Source organism: Enterococcus sp. C63, from assembly GCF_040887215.1.
Lineage (GTDB): Bacteria > Bacillota > Bacilli > Lactobacillales > Enterococcaceae > Enterococcus_B > Enterococcus_B hirae.
This window is the reverse complement of the sequence record NZ_JBFOFI010000009.1, coordinates 44,980-63,144: the sequence shown is the minus strand read 5'-3', so window position 1 is coordinate 63,144 and position 18,165 is coordinate 44,980. Positions and strand designations below refer to the sequence as shown.

Sequence of the window (18,165 nt, the reverse complement as noted above, 5' to 3'; positions counted from 1 at the left end):
ATTAGAAAATTCATCTATATGTTACCTAATATCCTCTCTAAACCAATCCTCTAATTCATCCGTACTAACTTTGCTATAAATTCGGATTAGTGCTGGACGTAATGTTTCAAATGCTTCTATCAATTCTTCTCCACCAAATTTTCCGGAAAAAGATTTATTCGTTAGTTCTTCGGACAATATATTGATAAGTTCGACAGTTTTTTGCTGATCTGCCAAGATATTAATTAGTTTCCCCACTAAATATCGATCCGCAAAATTACTGTCCGCAAAAAAATCGTACTTATCGACTTCTCGTGTAACTATTTTAGTCATATCATCTTTTTTTTCATAATTAAACTCGCCAGCTACATCCATATATTCGATGATACCGCTCGTAATAACGGTGACTGCCTCATCTTTCTTCTGTTTAGATAATTCATCGACAATCGGTAAATTTTTTATCTGATCACGTACCATTTTTTGAATTTCTTCTTTAATGACTTCTTGCTGCAGTTCATAAAAAAAATCATCCATAAACTCCTCACACGGATAACCAACTTCATTTTCCCAGGCAGGATTTTTAAACTCCCCAGTGTAAAACTCTTCTTTGATTGCTTTCACAACTTCAGGATGTTCTTGCACAATCCTGTTCTGTCCTTTTAACTGCAAATAGTCCGCAATATATTCTTCAACGTCACCAAAGTAAAACCAGCCCACCGGTTTCCCACTAATACTAGACAATTGGTTAATGACACTTTCAGGAGATAACGCATAACCTTGAACATACGAGCTGATTGTTGGTTTCTTTATCCCCAAGCGATTGCCCAACTCTGTAAAGGACAAATTCATACTCTCTTTGATTTCTTTGATTCGTTGTCCTACCTTCACTTTATCCGGTTGTAATAAACCAAACATAGATTACTTCCTCCTTGTCATTTTTACTCATTATATCACTCGTATAAAATTTCGTATATATTTTTTTGCTAATTCTCTTGAATTCGTATAGGTAAACGTATAAAATACAAATCATAGATGGCCGTCTATATTTTTTTAAACCAATCGTATAAATTATCGTATATCTAAAAAGGAGGACTATTATGCCAATTAAAATCAATGATCTTACCTTACCAAAAGAAAAACTCGAAAAAGATTACCAAGTTGTCAATATTACTCGCTGGCAAAAAGACGGAGAAATTCTAGGTTGGAGTTATGAATGTATCCTACCTAAACTCCGCTACGAGAAAATCAGTGTCAAAGTTAAATCCGAACATCCCGTGATTACTCCGGAAGAACTTACTCAACAAGGTTTGGCCCTGGTTACATTTACCAATTTGTTAATTGTACCTTGGGGACGATCCAATGGTCAATTCGTCAGCTATGGCTTATCGGCCATGGCAGATGCGGCAACTTTAATTCCGAAAAAACAAGGCCCCACTGCGCAAAACTAATTTTCCTATGGGTTTGTTGGGTGGTTAGGACGAAACGGCGGGGCAGCGCCATAGAGCCGCTTCTGTCCGTTAAGACCGCCCAATAAACACATAGGCTGGAAGGACTGCTTTGCAGGACTTCCCCTTAACTTGATTTATAGAACAACATCTAGAGAAAATAAACGGCTCATTGACAATTGAATAAACAACAAGGAGTGATGATTTTTGAAGGCTTATAATCAGAAAATCATTGAAACTCCCACGTACCTTGAAATTTATGATTATGAAGCAATCATTACTCCGAAACAAAAAGCAGACAAAAATGAAACCAATCCAAAACGAAAGAAAGAATTAGCTTGGCTTTATGAAGAAGAAAACACCATCACTGATAAGAGAAAAAACTATGATGAATTATCTGCTCAAGGACAATATGACAGCTTAAAACGAAAACAAAAACACTATCAAAATATGCGATTTGAAATTGCTCGACTCGTGGATATGAACTTTGACAATCAGACAAAATTTTTAACCCTCACTTTCAGAGAAAACATTCAAGACATTGCCTATGCGAATAATGAATTTAATAAATTTATCAAACGACTAAACTACGAACTCTATCACAAAAAAAATCTAAGCTAAAATACCTTGCCACGTGGGAAAACAAGACCGAGGTGCGATCCATTACCACATCATCCTGTTTGACTTTCCTTTTATCTCCTTCAATCGCCTTACAACCATCTGGGGACATGGATTTGTCAAAATCAACAAGATTGATGTGGATAGTATCGAAAATCGTGGACGCTATATCAGTAAATATTTTGATAAGGACTTGGATATGAAAGAGCATAAGAAAAAAGCGTTCTTCAAATCTCAGAATCTCAAAATACCTAGTGTCACAAAACAACTCGTGGATCAACCTTTTGATACCACAAATCAAGACGTGCTTTATACCAATGAGTATCTTGTAAGACGTCCAATATTTTACAGTGCTGTTAATGAAGATGGGAATCCAGAACAAGTGATGGATTTTCAAGAAATCATTGTTCGTTATACAAAAATAAAGAAGTAACACTACTAATCAATGTCTGTGTTTTCTATGAAAGTGAGTTTATAAAATGAAAAATATGATCTGTCGAAAAGATTTAGAAGAACTTGGATTCAAAACGAATCAAGCTGTCACCATTATTAGACAAGCTAAAGTAAGAATGGTAAACCAGGGATACCCATATTATAATAATAAAAGAGTTGGGGTCGTTCCCCGACAAGTTATTGAAGAAATTCTAGTTATTCCTCTTTCGCAGGAGGAATAACTATGAAGACGAAGTACCCATGTGTCTATCAAGATAAAAATGGTCGGATTTCCTATCTAGTTGAATTAGGTACAGACCAAGTGACTGGTAAAAGAATTCAGAAGAAAGGAACGCAAGACTCTTTAGGTAAACGATTTTCATCCGCTCGTGAAGCACATAAAGAAGTTATGCGCATCAAAAACGAATACATGGTTGCAAATTGCTTTGCTAATTATGATTTAACCTATAAAGACTTCATGGAACAATCTTACGTTCCTCACTACAAAGCATGTGTTCAAAAAAGTACTTGGGGTTCTCGTGAATGCGGACTCACTCAAATTACTGAACATTTTGGAGATAAAAAGTTACGCGAAATAAATGTACGTGACTGTGAGAATTATCGAATCTGGCTACTCAATGAAAGTGGCTATTCCCAAGCATACAGTTCTCTTATGTATGGTATGTTTCGCAAATCACTCGATTATGCCGTTACTCTCCAATTCTTGAATGATAATATCTCCAAAAGGACAAAAGCAATTCCAAAAGGAAAATCGATTGTTCCCTATTGGACAAAAGAAGAATTTGAAAAAGTTTTGGCAAAAATCTATAAAGACGATTTCTATGAACATATGTGCTTTGTATTCATTTGGCTGTACTATATGACAGGAATTCGAGTAAGCGAAGGTTTGGCTTTGAATTGGAATGATGTAGATTTCAAGCGGAAAAAGCTAAGAATTCATCATACTCTGGAAATGGAGAATCAAAAAAATTTCATACGAAAGCCCTATACAAAAACTGAAAGTGGTCTTCGAATTATTTCTTTGGATGATGATACCATTAAAGTTCTTGAAGAGTGGGAAAAGGTTCAAAAAAATCATGGGGTAGAGCAATTTATTCTTAGCTACACTGATCTCCCTCTTTATCTTTCAACAGTTCAGAGAATTATTCAGCGCTACGCCAAACTTGCAAAAGTTCCCATCATTCAAGGAAAAGGATTACGCCATTCTCACGTTAGTTACTTAATCAATGAATTTAATGCCGATATTCTAGTCGTTTCTCAACGACTGGGACATTCGAGTCCTAAAATCACATTGAAGCACTATGCGCATCTATGGAGCCGCAATGATGAAGGCATTGCAGAACAAATGACTGGAAATATCAAATTTACCTATGCAAAGGAATCAAGTGTTGCAAACTTTAACGGGAATCAAGCAGTAAAAATCTAACCCTACCATTTCCCTACCAAATTGAAGAACAGTCCAGAAAAATACTGGTATAATAGCTTTTTCACGAAGCTACTCATATTGAGTGGGAATAAGAAACAACCCGCTAGAAAAGCCTATGTCATAGGTTTTCTAGCGGGTTTCTTTTAGTGTGATCACAGTTGAGTCACACTTGTGTTTATTATTCTTTTTTCTGTCGATAATGGATCCTTCGTTTCTAAAATCAAATCTATCCTTTGATAAAACTTGTAAACTATACAGAACCAAAATTAAGTTTCAAAACATTATTTAAATCTGTAAAATTTTCTTCTTTTGCAAAGGGACCGAAGAAATCAGGTTCAATCGAAAACATTTTTTCTAACAAGCTTCTATTAATCCTAAAATTATTTTCAATGCTTGATAAATCAGTTAACTTATTCGTTAGAACCAAGTTGAAAATACTTCGGATTTTTCCAGGACGCTTAAATACAATTTCCCTATCCAAGGGTTCTTCTAATCTGTAATTTTTTATAGCAATTTGTCGATAAAAATAGCTATGTTGTTTTGGTGTAAGAAATCCTAATTTATAAGCTCGCATTTCAAGAGCTTGAATGGATACATTGTATTTGGCCTTTAAAGAGATATAACTATCTGGATTTGATATCTTCTTTATTTTTTCTAAGTCTTTTTGAATAATTTCTGACGGCAATAAAAAACATGAAGCAAAATAATCTGCTTCTCTTTCTACTTGTTGTCGTTCATTTTTATCTAACAGAGAAAAATCAACATACGGATGTAGTAACAAATGTCCTAATTCATGAGCCAAATCAAAATTTCTTCTCACTGCCGATTTTTTTATACCTAATACAATGATTGGGACATCTTCTGTTGACCATGCACTATAAGCATCTGCCTTCCCACCAACATTTTTTTCTAAAACATAAATTCCTGACTTTTCTAATGATAATAATAGGTTACCATTATCAGATTGAATTTCTAAAAACTTTCTAGAAAGAGTAGCAATCTTTTCTATTTTCTCATTTGTTATTTCATCAAATAAAATTTCAGAACTTTTTTGTCTAAAATCTAATAACTTATTAGGTGGTACATTTAGAAAACTTTCTAAATAATTAATCACTTTAGAAGCCACATTTAAATAGACTATCTCACTATTAGTTTTTTTTCTAGAAGAAATATCTGCTTTTCTATACGCAACATTATTTTCAAAAAAGGTCTTTTCAACACGGAATTCTTCAAAGAAAAAAGTGGATTTCACTTGCAAAATTTCTTTCATTTGTAAGATATTTTCAAATGATGGTTCTATCATTTGTTTTTCAAATTGCCATATCGATTGTTCAGATACTCGTAATTTTTCTCCAAGTTCCTTACGTGAAAGACCATGCAACATCCTAATTATTTGCAGATTTTTCCCATAAAACATTGTGCTCTTCCTTTCTTAATACACTGCACTGGGAAACTAATTGGAGATTTCTTTTTCCTCTTTAGGAATTGTATAATCATAATCATAGAGATCACCAATTTCTTCTTTTTCACCAACTACAGCAGAATATTCTTCATCTTCTATAATTATAGACGTAGTTTGCAAATACGGTGTTAAATTTTGAATTATATGTAGTTCTTTTGTTTCGTCATCAGGTAAAACAAGTGAAACTGATTCTATCACTTTTGCCGTATTCGTTTTATAAACCACTATGTAAAAATTTTCATATTTTGATAACTCTTGTTCTGAAATCATTGGTTCTTCCAATGGAAGCTCTAATTGAATTGAGGTATTAGGCACTTTCTTTTGACCTTTACGAACTGAATTAAGGATAGGTTTATTAATCTTAGCATAATCAGACAAATATTTACTTACTTTTTTCTTTTTTTCTTTTGAGAAAGTTTGATTTAATCTATAGTCATTTTTTACGATAAAAAGAGAAGGTTTTTCTCAACCAAAGGAAAACTCTAAATATTCCCAACTTTCGCCTGCTTTTTCGCGTTTATTTTCTGCAAAATTAAAAGTTTTTCTAGCAACACCGTCATCAATAAAGTTCCCTTTTGTAAAAGCAAATCCAGCAGAAACTTTCAATCTTCCTTTCATCTCTTTACGAATATCTAGATATTCTTTGTAACCAAGTAATAACCCATCAACAACCAATTGTGCTTCTTCCGCATTTAGAACTTCATTTGCCATCTGTCCAACTCCAATCTACTTATATTTGAAGTAATTATATCCTATATTTTTTTAAAATTAAACAAAAGAATACAAAAAAGCTGATTTTTTTAAAGCTAGATTTAAAAAGTAAAAAAAGAGAAGTCATTATCAACATGTACTTCTATTCTTATAGTTCTAGACTGAAACAAATACAACATAGCAATAAAATAAATACTCTTTTCTTATTTTCATAGTATCACCTTAGAAGAAAACAAAGACGACAGTTTTCGCAGCCAAATAAGCAGTATTTCTACGAATATGGAATAAAAAATTCATTTGCTTCAAAAAATAAGATTGATTATGTATTTTAAAATTTCTCTTTAATAAATGATGAAAGTGTCGCAAGTAATTTGTTTATAGCATTGAACAAAAAGGAATTGTTGAAGAAAGAAAAAAGTTTATGGATTAAGTTGCAAGAAACAGCAACAAGTGGCATTAGATAGATTAATTTTAAATAGAAATAAATTTAAAAAGAACTGTGAAGCCTTTGATATCAAAGGTGCTCACGGTTCTTTTTTTCAAACAATGAATCTTTATAACTCTCTAGCAAAGACAATCTACTTCCTATTTTTTATAAATACTATCAAAGAGGATTATACCGTTCATGTGAAGCCACCCAATCAACAAAATAATGGTAGGCTGCATGTATTTTCTTTATAAAAATTACCTGTAGCCTTTTGATAAAATTCTTTCTATTTCCATTCCAGTCAATCGTTTAATTTCTTCCCCCTCTTATTTTTGACAATCAATTGACTATTCATATAAAAACGGGTATCTTGCTAAAAATAAAGAACGTAAAAAATCAGAAAAGCTAACTCGATGACCATAAAGTTAATAACTTGTTTTTTTCTTATTGCAGTAATCTTTTCGACATCTTCCCTGTCCAATAGAACGATTTTCAATGGATTATCGGGATGTTGATTTAGATAATTCTCCCAAAACTGTGCTTGTTTCTGACTTGACGGAGCGATTATACTAAGAAGTAAAATACAAAAAGTTAATGCAATGATACATAGGAAACTAGTCGAAAAATCTTGATAAAGTATACTAGTGACCAAAGCGCCTATAATACTTGCAAGTAATGCAACAGTCAATAACATTTGAATACCTCTTTTAAAAGTGGTATTCAAATACATATTTTGATAATTTATAATTGCTGTTTTTCTCAGCTTTAAGTCCTCGTTACTAAGTTCGGGGAACATTTCACTCACTTTATTTTTTTTCTTCTTTTCCATAGCCCTTCTTTGATTACGTAATCTAAAACCACAAAAAATAAAGACGGGTATCGCTATAATTGCATAAAATTGACTAACTAATCTCAGTACTTCCATTGAGAACCTCCATCTGTTTCCTAATTAATTAGTCCATAATAGCAAAGTACATTAAACTTTTCATTAATATTAAATGAGTAATTTTTACTGCAAACTTACTTGAATTACTACCAAAACAATGAGGAAATATTTGCCTTCTCTAAAAGAACAGAAAGAAGCTTTTCTTCTTTCTGTCCAAATGATTCTAAGATTTCTCTTCACCAATATCATTTGCCAAAGAGCCTATATAATAGCATTGCTGAGGATCTTAATAACAGGATTGCTATTTCGACTACAATATAACTAGATATACTGTTATCGAATAAAAAGAGAAAAACTTTTATAGATATTTATTCTTAATAAAAGTAACTAAAAATTTATTGAGTACTCTTATAAAAAATAGTGCATCTCTTCACGCAACTTAAAAACCTGACCAACCCTTTGGTGTTTTTACGATCGCTATTAATTTTAATAGAACTTCAGGAACGCGAAAATTATTTCTTCTAGAAAAACTACTGACGTATCGCAGTAATTCTCTCTTATAATCGTAAAAAATTACGCCTTTTAAAGCTTCTTTTCTTATCTCAACTATCAATTCATTTAGCTTTTGATCACTTCTAATTTCAGGATCATTTAAAGATAACTCGGTTAATTTAAGAACACTATCTAATTCATCATTTATTTTAGACATAATAACTCCTAAATATAAAAAAATTATATACCTACCAAACCAGGAGCCCCTCCACTAATTACAATACCAATCATTTGTTTCTTTGGTTCATTCCAATTTACCCAGCATTTTTGTTCGTTACAATAAACACCATTACCATATGAACGTGTAGACGCATCAACTTTGGTACCAAAGATTGTTAGCACTAGATCAAAGATTCCAATAAGAGCTAAACTAAATAGTTTTCTTTTCATAAATAATATCTCCTCTTTCTAAAATAATAATACATATTTCTCGAAAAAATATAATATTTATATCATAAAAAGTTATTTTGAAAGCATAAATGGTACTCCTTAATAATTAAATATATAAGTTTTCTTCTCATATAAAACATATTTTAAAAATAGCTTTCGTAAATAATAGATATAGCGATTCACCTAACAATAACAAAAGCTACCAACTTTTCTTGGTAGCTTTTTAAATATTTATTAATAACCATAATCAACATCATTTATTTTCCAAACAGAATCTTCTTTATTTAAAGTTACAATCAAAGCTGGATTGTTGCCAAAGTTAGTTAATTGTAGCGTATTAATAGCTGGATTGGCAAAAGTAATTGAATAATTCAGATACTTATGGTTATTTAACTGTAAGGATTGAGCTAATTTATCATTATCGTTGTTTTCTATACTATTCTTTAATAATGTAGAATCAAATGTATATGAGTTCGCATACCGAGAATTAGCTATATGAATATTATCATTTGTTATTTCAAGTTTAGCAACATTTTCTCCTTCAGAATCTACACGTGCTACTTTCCAACTTTGACCATCAAATACTATTGTGTTTCTATTGATATACGTATTCACAAATCCATTATCTTCTGTTTTAACTTCTCCCCAATATGCAGAAGTGTATTGAGCTAGAAAGAAAAACTCTAGTGGATATTGAAAAGCTTGATGTAGATCCATCTTTTCAAAGTCTTCTTTGATGTTCTTCAACGCTAAATTAGTATAATAATTCTTCAGACCTAACTTATTATCCAAATTTTCAAAAATAGTTTCCTTATTTTTTTCAATCTGTTTCATTGTTGTGTTTTTTTCATTTGATTCATTTTCAATTGCAAACTGATATTCAAATTCTTCTGAAGTATTTGCTATTATCGTATCTTTTTTTATAGCATTAAATAAGTCATTTAATCTTTCAGTAGAATTCATTTGTTTCTCTTGATTAGTTAGTTCGATAGTATTGGATGCCACATATTTTTTTTCAGCACCTTCTCCTTTGTTGTTATCTGAGTTATTACAAGCTCCTAATGTTAAAATAGAAACTGAAAATATTACTACCCTAAAAAGCTTATTCATTTATTACTCCCTCCTAGACTTTTTCAGTTTACAAAAAATTATATCACAATAAATAGGTTCTATGCTGTCCCCTTCTGTCTATTTAAAGTGTACCCTAAATATAAACTAGCAGATCATTGGAAAATCTAGATTTCTAATTTACGAGATGTATTTTAAATAAATTGGGACAGTAGATTAAATTTTGGTGCAGAAAGAATCTTCATCGAGAAACAATCTAGAACAACACATACTCATCAACCGATTTTCTAGGAATCTTTGAGTTGTCTTTACTGTAAAAGCCATTAATCGACTTGAAAGCAATTGGCAATACACTCCTAGACAAATTCATTAAGGACTTGATCATCTATTATTGCTGGGCAAGAGCGTTCTGAATTAAAACGACGCTAGGCACAAATGATTAAATTTTCTAAAGCAAATAGAAGTCTATAAAGGATGTTTTAAATGATACAGTGCAGACACAAAATAAACACCCTGATCAATGACTGAGTGTTGGTCAGGGTGTTTATTTACTATTCCACTATCCAACTAGTTCTTTCTACCTAAAAAATAAAAGAAACTAATCACACCTTCTTAAATCAATAATTTCTTATGAAATAAGATTTTACATATTAATAAAAAGAACAGAAAGAAGTTTTTCTTCTTTCTGTCCAAATGATTCTAAGATTTCTCTTCACCAATATCATATCATTTAACAAAGAGCCCATAAAATTAGGTTAACTTTTAACCTATCTCTTCTTTTTGTTTCTTTTATCTGTGGAATATTCATTCACCATTGATCAGCGTTTCCCTTTATTGACCACCTATGTTCAAACTAACAATTTCTCAAAGTTAATAAATATCAAACACGCTATGTAATTTCTGTTCTTGTTTGTTGATAAAAGAAAATCAAGTTTTGAATTTCTCTTGATTTGGGATAAATAGAAATACCAAATATAGGGATATTAAACTGTCTGTTCAGCATCGTATTGGAAACAATACAATCATAATTTTCCTTATGTAGCATCTGATCTGTAACTACCGGGGTTTTGCTGGCTACAAAACGATATCGTCCTCCTAGATAAAGCTCAAGCTTTGCAATAATGTAGCTAGCATATTGTTCAGAATTGGTTACAATCAAAGCCCTAATTTGTTTACTCGTTTCAATCTTTTTTAGCAGATCATGCCAGTAGACAAGTAACAAAGCGACTAATTTTCTGGTAAATTCGTCATTTTTCATATACTTTAATAACTCTTTTTGATCCTTGTTAATTAAATAATTCTTTAGTCCTACTTGAATACTTTCGATTTCTGGAAGTATCTGTTTTAAAAACTGATGATGTTTATCATATAAAATAAAAGAAAGATTTTCCATATAGTCGCCATCATTAATTATTTTATAGCAGATTTCTTGTCGTTCTTCACATTTGATCTGATATTTTATTTCCAAATAATCAAGCAATATCCCAACCATCTTTGTTAAATAAGGTTTTTGTTGGTAGTCATCGCTGCTGTTCTGTATATCCAGTAGCGAACAAACAAACGGCTGTTCAAAGATGTATTTTATCAGATCCTGATCCTCTTCAAGAGATAACCATAAAGAAGTATTTTGCTTCTCATTTGATTCTAGGCATAAAAGATTATTCTGCTCTTTTTCAATAAATTGTTTTTCGTTTTTTACTTGGTAAATTTTCATAGCAATATAAAATAAAAGCTGATTATGTTTTCGGTGTTCCAGTTTACGAATTATATCTTGAAGTTGATTATTCGTTATGTATTTTAAGTATAATTGACGACTTTTTTGACAAATTTCTTCATTGAAGGCCTCTTCTAAACACACATATTTTTCTAAAAGTAACTGGATCGTCAACTTTTCAATTAACTGTGTATTTCCCGTTAATCGAATCAATCCTCGAATTCTTAAGTGATATTGCTCTAAGGAAAGGTTGATGCGCTTCACCATTCGTCTTAAAGTGCTCTCTGAAATAAATAGTTGTTCCGTTACTTCCAAGTAGTTCGTATATTTATTTAACACGATTGCTTCTAAAAATTGATACTCAATCGATTCATTCATAATAATTCGGTAAATATATTCTTCTGTGACATGAGGAGCAATTTCTGCAAATATCCCATTCTCACGATCAGTATGTATATTAATTTCTTTTGCATAAGAATCGATATCCATCAAGTCATTTCTCAATGTTTTTGAAGAACACTTTAATTGAGATTCTAAATCTTGAAAGCGATAGGTTTCTCCTTCAAAAAGCAATTCCAGTAGAAGTAACTGCCGTTTCATTTTTTTCGATAAAATATTTAACATTTACTTCCTCCCCTCTTTTTACCAAATAGAAAAAAGCATTCACTTTTTTCTATTTGAATGTTCCTATTTATATTTTAAAGAAAATTTTTAACGAATTAGAATTTTTTTTTCAAAAAAATAGTAAAAATGGGTATAAAAAATATGAAAAATAAGCAATCCTATCTACCAATTTTATAAATAGATCATCTATGGCCTTTTTTTGCCCTTAGACCTTGCAAATAAACAGAATGCTGATCTTGCCAACAGAAAATAGTATCATTCGCCTTCTCATTTTAAAAAATAACTAAATAAATTATTTTAGCGAAATAAATTATTTGATTGAAACATTTATTCAGTAAAATAAACTGCTAAAATTAAGTATTTTATGCTTTATTTTTTTTATATTTAAATTTATACTGTTTTTAAAGCAATTAATTAATAACAAAAATTAATAAAAAAAGGCATATATTATACCATTTTAAATGATTAAAAAACTATTTTTATCATAAATGTACTTTTTTACGTCATAACTGTTAGATGGGAGTGTCCAAGGTGAAGAAAACAATTATTATAGTTAGTAGTTTTTTAGGTTTAATTGCTTTATTTTTTATGATTGAATACTTTGCTTCTCCTGTAAAAGATGTTACTTCAAAAGCTGAAATGAAAATGACTACTGGAGCCAAGATGGAATATGTTCCAACAAAAGATGAACTAGTAAAAATTGAAGGAGATCAACTTCAATTACTGGGCATTTACACAGTAGTTGGTATCCATTTCGACAGACATTCTTGTGTGACGTTAGCAAATGCCGAACAAGAAGAAATCAACTTTTCTATTTCAATTATAGACAAACAAAAACAGACATTTTCAATCCCCGCCATACAATTCTCACCTCAAAATTTACAGCTATCTGATTCTTTTGGCTTAGCAAAAAAAGAAGCACGCTACTTTGCTTATAAAAAAAATTATCCTGTCGCAAGTGCCACTCATACAACAGACTGACCAATTAAATATACCTTGTAGGGGTATATTTAATTGGCTTTTATCTTTTTCAATGGAAAGAACCTCGAATAACTTTTCTGTTTATTCTTTTTTCTTCTCCCACTCGACCATTGATCTTTTATACTAACTATTTAATTCGAGACGGCTTGTTTCCTTTGTTTTTCGTCATTTTTCCTAATTTATTTGATTCTTCTTGCGAAGAAAATAAACAAATTATTAAATCCGTTATTTTAAGAAGATAAAATAACACTAAATGAAAAAACCAAAAGTTATTTAATCAGATGGATTAATCTATATAAATTGCTGTCTGCTTATTCATTTAATATTTATACAAAAGTATTGTATACCTGCTTTTATCGATAGGTTGGAACTTTTCGTTTTCGTTATCCCCTGTGGAAAACTTTCGGAACAGATTACCTCTCTGATACGTATCTGTGTATAATTAGATACAACGAATCCCGGATCTTTCAATTCTTTAGACTGAAAGATCCGGGATCAAAAATAAACGCTTCTTACTTCTTTAATGCTACAACAAATGGAATCATCATAGATAACAAAATAACCAATAAACTACATTGCCGATGATCTATATAGATAAGGATCGTTATCATGCTCGTAGTTAGACCGATATTCAATTTTTTTTGATTGATCATAAGCATCCCTCTTCAAGAAAGATTTTCCTCTAGAAGTTCGACCATTTTTTTATCTTTTTGTTATATTTCTCTTAATTTTTTTGAACATCTTTAATTACTATATTGAGATTCGATTTTACGGCTAGGAATCAGCCAACCAAGTAAAATCACAGCATTCGTTACTAAAACAGCTATTGGTGTAATGACATAGCCTAAAATAATTCCTAAAATATTTAACCCAATTGACCAGTAGGATTTTCGATAGTTATCTAGTAATTCTTTGATATTCTTTTTATTTTTAGGATCAGACTGAACCAACTCTCTTGCTAAAATATAGTAAGCAATATTAGCTCCTAAAGTTACTACACCGTATGTGATTTCTGGCGCTAAACTATGACTATACTCGCTGATCCAAGACGTGACAAAGGGAAAAAATGATAAAGCAAAGATAAAAAAGCTATTCGCCCATAAAACTCGCCAATTTACTTTATGAACGACTTGAAACATATGATGATGATTATTCCAATAGATGACCAATGTAAAAAAGCTGACAATATAGATCATAAAACGATATCCTAAGGCACTTAGCGCTTGCCAAGTGTCAGTGTTTGGCTGGTGAAGCTCTAAGACCAAGATAGTCATAATGATTGCGATAACTGCATCGGTAAAAGCTTCTAAACGATTTTTTGGCATATTTTTGCCTCCTTTTCTGACTTATTGTAGTAAAGATAGCTAGAAAAAAGCAACTAAATCAGTCTATAGTTGGAGGTAACGCTCACTTTATACTGCTATACTCAATGAAACAAGAGGATTTAACTATCGTGGTTCTCTAATAACTAAGCTAAGTTCTTAAGTATATTCTTATTAAATTTAACTTATTTTGGGAACTAGCAAGAAATGAGGGGTTTGTATGGGACAAAGAAATACTTTTTTAACTATTTTCATGCTAATAATGGTATTGATTATAGGTAGTTTTGTAATTAGCCTTTTTACTAGTATTTTATGGTTTGCAATTAAATTACTCATTCCTATTGCAATCATTATTTGGCTAATTCGTGTAATTTCTGGAACAAATCGTCGACATCATCGAAAATATTACTAATATTGAAAAAAGCAGCACACGACAGATTCCCCAGTCTTGTGCTGCTTTTTTCGTTATATTTTTATCAGTTGTTCAAAATGATATATCATTTGATGGTATTACCCTAAAGCTACATCTAGTACCATCATAATGATAAAACCTAACATCACCCCAAAAACGGCAAAATGTCGTTTACTTGATAATGTTTGTTGGGCTTCGGGAATTAATTCCTCAACAACCACATAGATCATCGCACCTGCTGCAAATGCCAGTGCATAAGGTAAAAGGATGGTTACTCGTGTCACTAGCACCGCACCAATCACACCTGCGATCGGTTCAACAATACCTGAAGCTTGTCCATATATAAATGCCTTTGTTCGACTCAATCCTTCTTGTCTTAAAGGAATCGAAACAGCTGCACCTTCCGGAAAATTCTGAATTCCAATACCCAATGCAACCGAAATGGCTGCCAAAACGGCCGCTGTTGGATTATCGGCTGTACTGGCAGCCCCAAATGCTACCCCTACAGCCAAACCTTCAGGGATATTGTGCAAGGTGATCGAAAAAACTAATAAGATTGTTCGTTTTAAATGCGTAGGTAGGCCTTCTTTTTCGTGCTGTGGGCCAAAGTGCATATGGGGAAGCGTTTTATCAGCGATATAAAGAAAGACACCACCTAATCCAAAACCAATACTAACGACCAGCCAAGCGATATCGCCATTTTCTTCAGCTTTTGTAATCGCAGGATCAAGCAATGACCAAAAACTAGCAGCAATCATGACTCCCGAAGCGAAACCAAGCATGAGATTCAATACTTCTTTCTTGATTTCCTTAAAGAAAAATACCAACCCAGCCCCCAGAGCTGTCATAAAATACGTAAATGCTGTCCCCGCTAATGCTTGTTGCCACGGGGCTAAGCTTAGTAGCCATTCTGTCATTTTATTCTCCTTTCGTGCCTTTACTTATTACTCTAGCATATTCAAAAAATCATGACTACTGTTTGTGTAAAAAAGCGAATCAGTTGGGCTTTTATTCTTAAAGCACTATACTTTAATTAATAAAGTTACGAAATTTTATCATTCATTTGATAAAGGAGTGGGAGAATATGGCAACAATCAATGCTGGTATCGCAATGGTCAAAGTAATGGAAAGTTGGGGAATCGAGCACATTTATGGGATTCCTGGTGGTTCGTTTAATTCAATCATGGATGCTCTTTATCATGAAAAAGATCAAATAAAATATATCCAAGTACGTCACGAAGAAGTAGGAGCGCTAGCCGCAGCAGCCGATGCGAAACTAACAGGAAAAGTTGGGGCCGTTTTTGGTTCTGCTGGACCAGGTGCCACGCATTTGATCAATGGTTTGTATGATGCACAAATGGATCATGTTCCAGTTGTTGCGTTGCTTGGACAAGTTGCAACTACTGCTATGAACTATAACTCTTTCCAAGAATTAAATGAAAATCCAATTTTTGCAGATGTTAGTGTCTATAATCGGACAGTTATGACACCTGAAAGTTTACCTCATGTAGTGGACGAAGCAATCAAAGCAGCCTATGAAAATAAAGGAGTAGCTATTGTAACCATCCCTGTTGATTTAGGTTTTGCAGACATTGAAGAAGAGGAAATATCTAACGCAGCTACTCATAAAACAGGTACTATCCTTCCTGATGAAAAAGATATAATTGCTGCTCTTCCTTTTATTGAAAAAGCTAAAAAGCCTGTACTTTACATTGGACAAGGCACTCGTAATGGCTTTTCACAAATCAAAGATTTTACAGAACACTTTTCCATGCCAGTTGTTGCTTCTGTTTTAGCGAAAGGCATCATTCCAGATAACTATAAAAACTTTCTAGGCTTTGCTGGACGTGTGGCCACAAAACCTGCAAATGAAGCATTAGCAGAGGCCGACTTGATTTTATTTATGGGTAGTGACTTTCCTTTTGGTCGTGCGTTCTTTAACCCAGAGGCTGAATTTATCCAAGTGGACATCGATGCTTCAAAATTTGGTCGAAGACATGCTACCTCCCATACCATTTTAGGGGATGCCAATACCACATTAGCTAGATTAACACAGCTGGGCGAACCACGTCCTGAAGATCGCTGGTATCTAGCCAACCAAGAAAACAAAGCGAATTGGGTAAACTGGTTAAACTCATTCGCTGACCTTGAAGACCAACCGATTCGTCCTGAAGCTGTTTATAAAGAAATCAATCGGATCGCTGAAGAAGATGCGATTTTTGTAACAGATGTTGGGAATACGACGATCCATTCCATTCGATTATTAGACATGAACGGCAAACAAAAACACACGACCTCTGGTTGGTTCGCTACAATGGGGAATGGTGTTCCAGGTGGCATTGCCGCACAATTAAGTTATCCTGATCGACAAGTCTTTACTTTAAGCGGTGATGGTGGTTTTGCAATGGTGATGCAAGATATCATTACACAAGTGAAATACCAACTACCGATTATTAATGTGGTTTTATCGAATACATCGTTTGGGTTTATTGAAGCAGAACAAGAAGATACTGAACAGAAAAAATTTGGTGTGTTTTTAGAAGAGGCTGACTTCGGAAAAGCGAGTGAAGCACTGGGAGCTGATGGTTTCACGATTACTGAGTATCACCAATTAAGACCTGCATTTGATGCCGCTAAAAAATCCCAACGACCAGTAGTAATTGATGTAAAAATCAATAACAAACGTCCTTTACCGGTTGAAGACCTTCATCTTGATCCAAGAAAATATACAGAAGAAGAAATCAAACAATTCAAAGAAAAATACGAAGTGCATGATTTACCTGTATTGAATGAATTATATGAAAGAAGGAAATAATTGAACCTCTACTCTTTGAGAGATTCAGACATATCAACTATAAAAAAGAAGCAACCAGGAAAATTCAGCCTGATTGCTTCTTTATATACTTTACTTTGTTTATCTGAACGCATATACGATATGGTTGATCCCAAAGAGCATAAAATAAAAACCGACAAGAAAACTTAAAGTCAAAGCGGAGGAAATAGGATTAAACAATAGTATACATCCTAATACCACACCCAAAATATTGATGATTACTGTAAACCAATAGTAGCCTGTGCTATAACCTTTCGCTAAATCAGCTGTAAATAAAGCTAAGATAGAGTCGGCAATAAACCAAATGGCAAAAACAAACGGTAAAGCAACTACTCCTGCACCAATATTGAACAAGAAGAAAATCCCGACTAAAATATCAATGATACCAATAACCAACGGCATTTTCCCTTTATATCCTGTCAATTCTTTCATGCGATTTCGTACAAATAATTCAAAAATTCCTTTTAAAAAGGCAAAAATAGCAAAAACAACGACAATCGCCACTAAATTACCAACAGGATCTTGAAAAGAGATTAATGAAACAAGGACAAATAAAATCCCTAAAATTAATGATCCCCAGTCTAGTGTTTTTCTTTCATTCATTTTCATTCCAACTTTCATTTTAATCTATTATTATACTAACGCTCTCTTTAAATAACGTCAAAACATATGCTGGTGATGAAAAGCAAAAGTAATTTCTTTTCTGATCAGCTTTTGCTGCTATTATTTTTAGTAAAAGCTACTACTTCTTATAATTTGCGTATATTCATTACCAACTTATTCTTCTACTAAATAAACGAGCATTTTGCCTTTCTATCTTAGATACCTCCGAACCTCATCATTGCTTCATAAGTACAAATTT

The 18,165-nt window shown here is 32.5% G+C and carries 21 protein-coding genes and 1 pseudogene; 9 read left to right on the top strand and 13 right to left on the bottom strand.

Features of this window, described 5'->3' with window-relative positions:
* Window positions 1-21: 21 nt before the first annotated feature.
* Window positions 22-894 carry a helix-turn-helix domain-containing protein gene (locus tag AB3H90_RS12655; protein ID WP_368016824.1) on the bottom strand — a complete coding sequence of 291 codons (873 nt, stop codon included), beginning with the start codon at window positions 892-894 and terminating at the stop codon, window positions 22-24.
* Window positions 895-1,076: 182 nt separating this feature from the next.
* Between AB3H90_RS12655 and AB3H90_RS12650 the strand changes: the two genes are divergently transcribed.
* The 5 genes from AB3H90_RS12650 to AB3H90_RS12630 all read left to right on the top strand — a co-directional run bounded on the left by AB3H90_RS12650 (window position 1,077) and on the right by AB3H90_RS12630 (window position 3,921).
* Window positions 1,077-1,427: a hypothetical protein gene (locus AB3H90_RS12650; protein ID WP_368016823.1), complete on the top strand. Its 351-nt coding sequence runs from the start codon at window positions 1,077-1,079 to the stop codon at window positions 1,425-1,427.
* A gap of 204 nt (window positions 1,428-1,631) precedes the next feature.
* A complete protein-coding gene (locus tag AB3H90_RS12645; RefSeq protein ID WP_368016822.1) occupies window positions 1,632-2,045 on the top strand; it encodes a Rep protein in 414 nt (137 codons plus the stop codon).
* A gap of 13 nt (window positions 2,046-2,058) precedes the next feature.
* A complete protein-coding gene (locus AB3H90_RS12640) occupies window positions 2,059-2,475 on the top strand; it encodes a hypothetical protein (RefSeq protein WP_368016821.1) in 417 nt (138 codons plus the stop codon).
* Window positions 2,476-2,521: 46 nt separating this feature from the next.
* Window positions 2,522-2,716 carry a DUF3173 domain-containing protein gene (locus AB3H90_RS12635; protein ID WP_368016820.1) on the top strand — a complete coding sequence of 65 codons (195 nt, stop codon included), beginning with the start codon at window positions 2,522-2,524 and terminating at the stop codon, window positions 2,714-2,716.
* A 2-nt stretch (window positions 2,717-2,718) separates the two neighbouring features.
* Window positions 2,719-3,921 (top strand): tyrosine-type recombinase/integrase, encoded by a 1,203-nt coding sequence (locus tag AB3H90_RS12630; RefSeq protein ID WP_368016819.1) that lies wholly within the window; start codon window positions 2,719-2,721, stop codon window positions 3,919-3,921.
* Between the two features lie 250 nt (window positions 3,922-4,171).
* On the opposite strand, the gene AB3H90_RS12625 is transcribed toward AB3H90_RS12630, so the two are convergent.
* From AB3H90_RS12625 to AB3H90_RS12595, 7 genes are all read right to left on the bottom strand, one after another.
* A complete protein-coding gene (locus tag AB3H90_RS12625; protein WP_081128379.1) occupies window positions 4,172-5,338 on the bottom strand; it encodes an ImmA/IrrE family metallo-endopeptidase in 1,167 nt (388 codons plus the stop codon).
* Between the two features lie 36 nt (window positions 5,339-5,374).
* Window positions 5,375-5,761, bottom strand: a complete 387-nt coding sequence (locus AB3H90_RS12620) for a hypothetical protein (protein WP_349700197.1) — start codon at window positions 5,759-5,761, stop codon at window positions 5,375-5,377.
* An 87-nt stretch (window positions 5,762-5,848) separates the two neighbouring features.
* Window positions 5,849-6,094 carry a hypothetical protein gene (locus tag AB3H90_RS12615; protein WP_368016818.1) on the bottom strand — a complete coding sequence of 82 codons (246 nt, stop codon included), beginning with the start codon at window positions 6,092-6,094 and terminating at the stop codon, window positions 5,849-5,851.
* A gap of 800 nt (window positions 6,095-6,894) precedes the next feature.
* Window positions 6,895-7,446, bottom strand: coding sequence for a hypothetical protein (locus AB3H90_RS12610; protein WP_368016817.1), 552 nt, complete (start codon window positions 7,444-7,446; stop codon window positions 6,895-6,897).
* Between the two features lie 400 nt (window positions 7,447-7,846).
* Window positions 7,847-8,116, bottom strand: coding sequence for a bacteriocin immunity protein (locus AB3H90_RS12605; protein ID WP_368016816.1), 270 nt, complete (start codon window positions 8,114-8,116; stop codon window positions 7,847-7,849).
* A 23-nt stretch (window positions 8,117-8,139) separates the two neighbouring features.
* On the bottom strand, window positions 8,140-8,349 hold the full coding sequence (locus tag AB3H90_RS12600) for a leucocin A/sakacin P family class II bacteriocin (protein WP_368016815.1): 210 nt from the start codon (window positions 8,347-8,349) through the stop codon (window positions 8,140-8,142).
* 234 nt (window positions 8,350-8,583) lie between these two features.
* Window positions 8,584-9,459: a hypothetical protein gene (locus AB3H90_RS12595; protein WP_368016814.1), complete on the bottom strand. Its 876-nt coding sequence runs from the start codon at window positions 9,457-9,459 to the stop codon at window positions 8,584-8,586.
* Window positions 9,460-9,615: 156 nt separating this feature from the next.
* Between AB3H90_RS12595 and AB3H90_RS12590 the strand changes: the two are divergent.
* Window positions 9,616-9,901, top strand: a pseudogene (locus AB3H90_RS12590) (hypothetical protein); the annotation flags it as partial.
* A gap of 405 nt (window positions 9,902-10,306) precedes the next feature.
* On the opposite strand, the gene AB3H90_RS12585 reads toward AB3H90_RS12590, so the two are convergent.
* Entirely contained in the window at window positions 10,307-11,755 is a 1,449-nt protein-coding gene (locus AB3H90_RS12585; protein WP_034697678.1) for a helix-turn-helix domain-containing protein, read from the bottom strand.
* Between the two features lie 531 nt (window positions 11,756-12,286).
* Between AB3H90_RS12585 and AB3H90_RS12580 the strand changes: the two genes are divergently transcribed.
* Window positions 12,287-12,736, top strand: coding sequence for a hypothetical protein (locus tag AB3H90_RS12580; protein ID WP_368016813.1), 450 nt, complete (start codon window positions 12,287-12,289; stop codon window positions 12,734-12,736).
* A gap of 512 nt (window positions 12,737-13,248) precedes the next feature.
* Here the strand turns inward: AB3H90_RS12580 and AB3H90_RS12575 are convergent.
* Together AB3H90_RS12575 and AB3H90_RS12570 are read right to left on the bottom strand one after the other, a co-directional pair.
* A complete protein-coding gene (locus AB3H90_RS12575; protein WP_014834373.1) occupies window positions 13,249-13,389 on the bottom strand; it encodes a hypothetical protein in 141 nt (46 codons plus the stop codon).
* Between the two features lie 90 nt (window positions 13,390-13,479).
* Window positions 13,480-14,061, bottom strand: a complete 582-nt coding sequence (locus AB3H90_RS12570; protein ID WP_010720484.1) for a TMEM175 family protein — start codon at window positions 14,059-14,061, stop codon at window positions 13,480-13,482.
* A gap of 217 nt (window positions 14,062-14,278) precedes the next feature.
* Between AB3H90_RS12570 and AB3H90_RS12565 the strand changes: the two genes are divergently transcribed.
* Window positions 14,279-14,470: a hypothetical protein gene (locus AB3H90_RS12565; protein WP_010720485.1), complete on the top strand. Its 192-nt coding sequence runs from the start codon at window positions 14,279-14,281 to the stop codon at window positions 14,468-14,470.
* A 98-nt stretch (window positions 14,471-14,568) separates the two neighbouring features.
* Here the strand turns inward: AB3H90_RS12565 and AB3H90_RS12560 are convergent, their stop codons facing one another.
* A complete protein-coding gene (locus AB3H90_RS12560; protein WP_010720486.1) occupies window positions 14,569-15,387 on the bottom strand; it encodes a ZIP family metal transporter in 819 nt (272 codons plus the stop codon).
* A 167-nt stretch (window positions 15,388-15,554) separates the two neighbouring features.
* Here AB3H90_RS12560 and spxB point away from each other — a divergent pair, with 167 nt between their 5' ends.
* Window positions 15,555-17,285 carry a pyruvate oxidase gene (spxB, locus tag AB3H90_RS12555; protein WP_094940646.1) on the top strand — a complete coding sequence of 577 codons (1,731 nt, stop codon included), beginning with the start codon at window positions 15,555-15,557 and terminating at the stop codon, window positions 17,283-17,285.
* Window positions 17,286-17,384: 99 nt separating this feature from the next.
* Here the strand turns inward: spxB and AB3H90_RS12550 are convergent, their stop codons facing one another.
* Window positions 17,385-17,906: an HdeD family acid-resistance protein gene (locus tag AB3H90_RS12550; RefSeq protein WP_010720488.1), complete on the bottom strand. Its 522-nt coding sequence runs from the start codon at window positions 17,904-17,906 to the stop codon at window positions 17,385-17,387.
* Window positions 17,907-18,165: the final 259 nt, after the last annotated feature.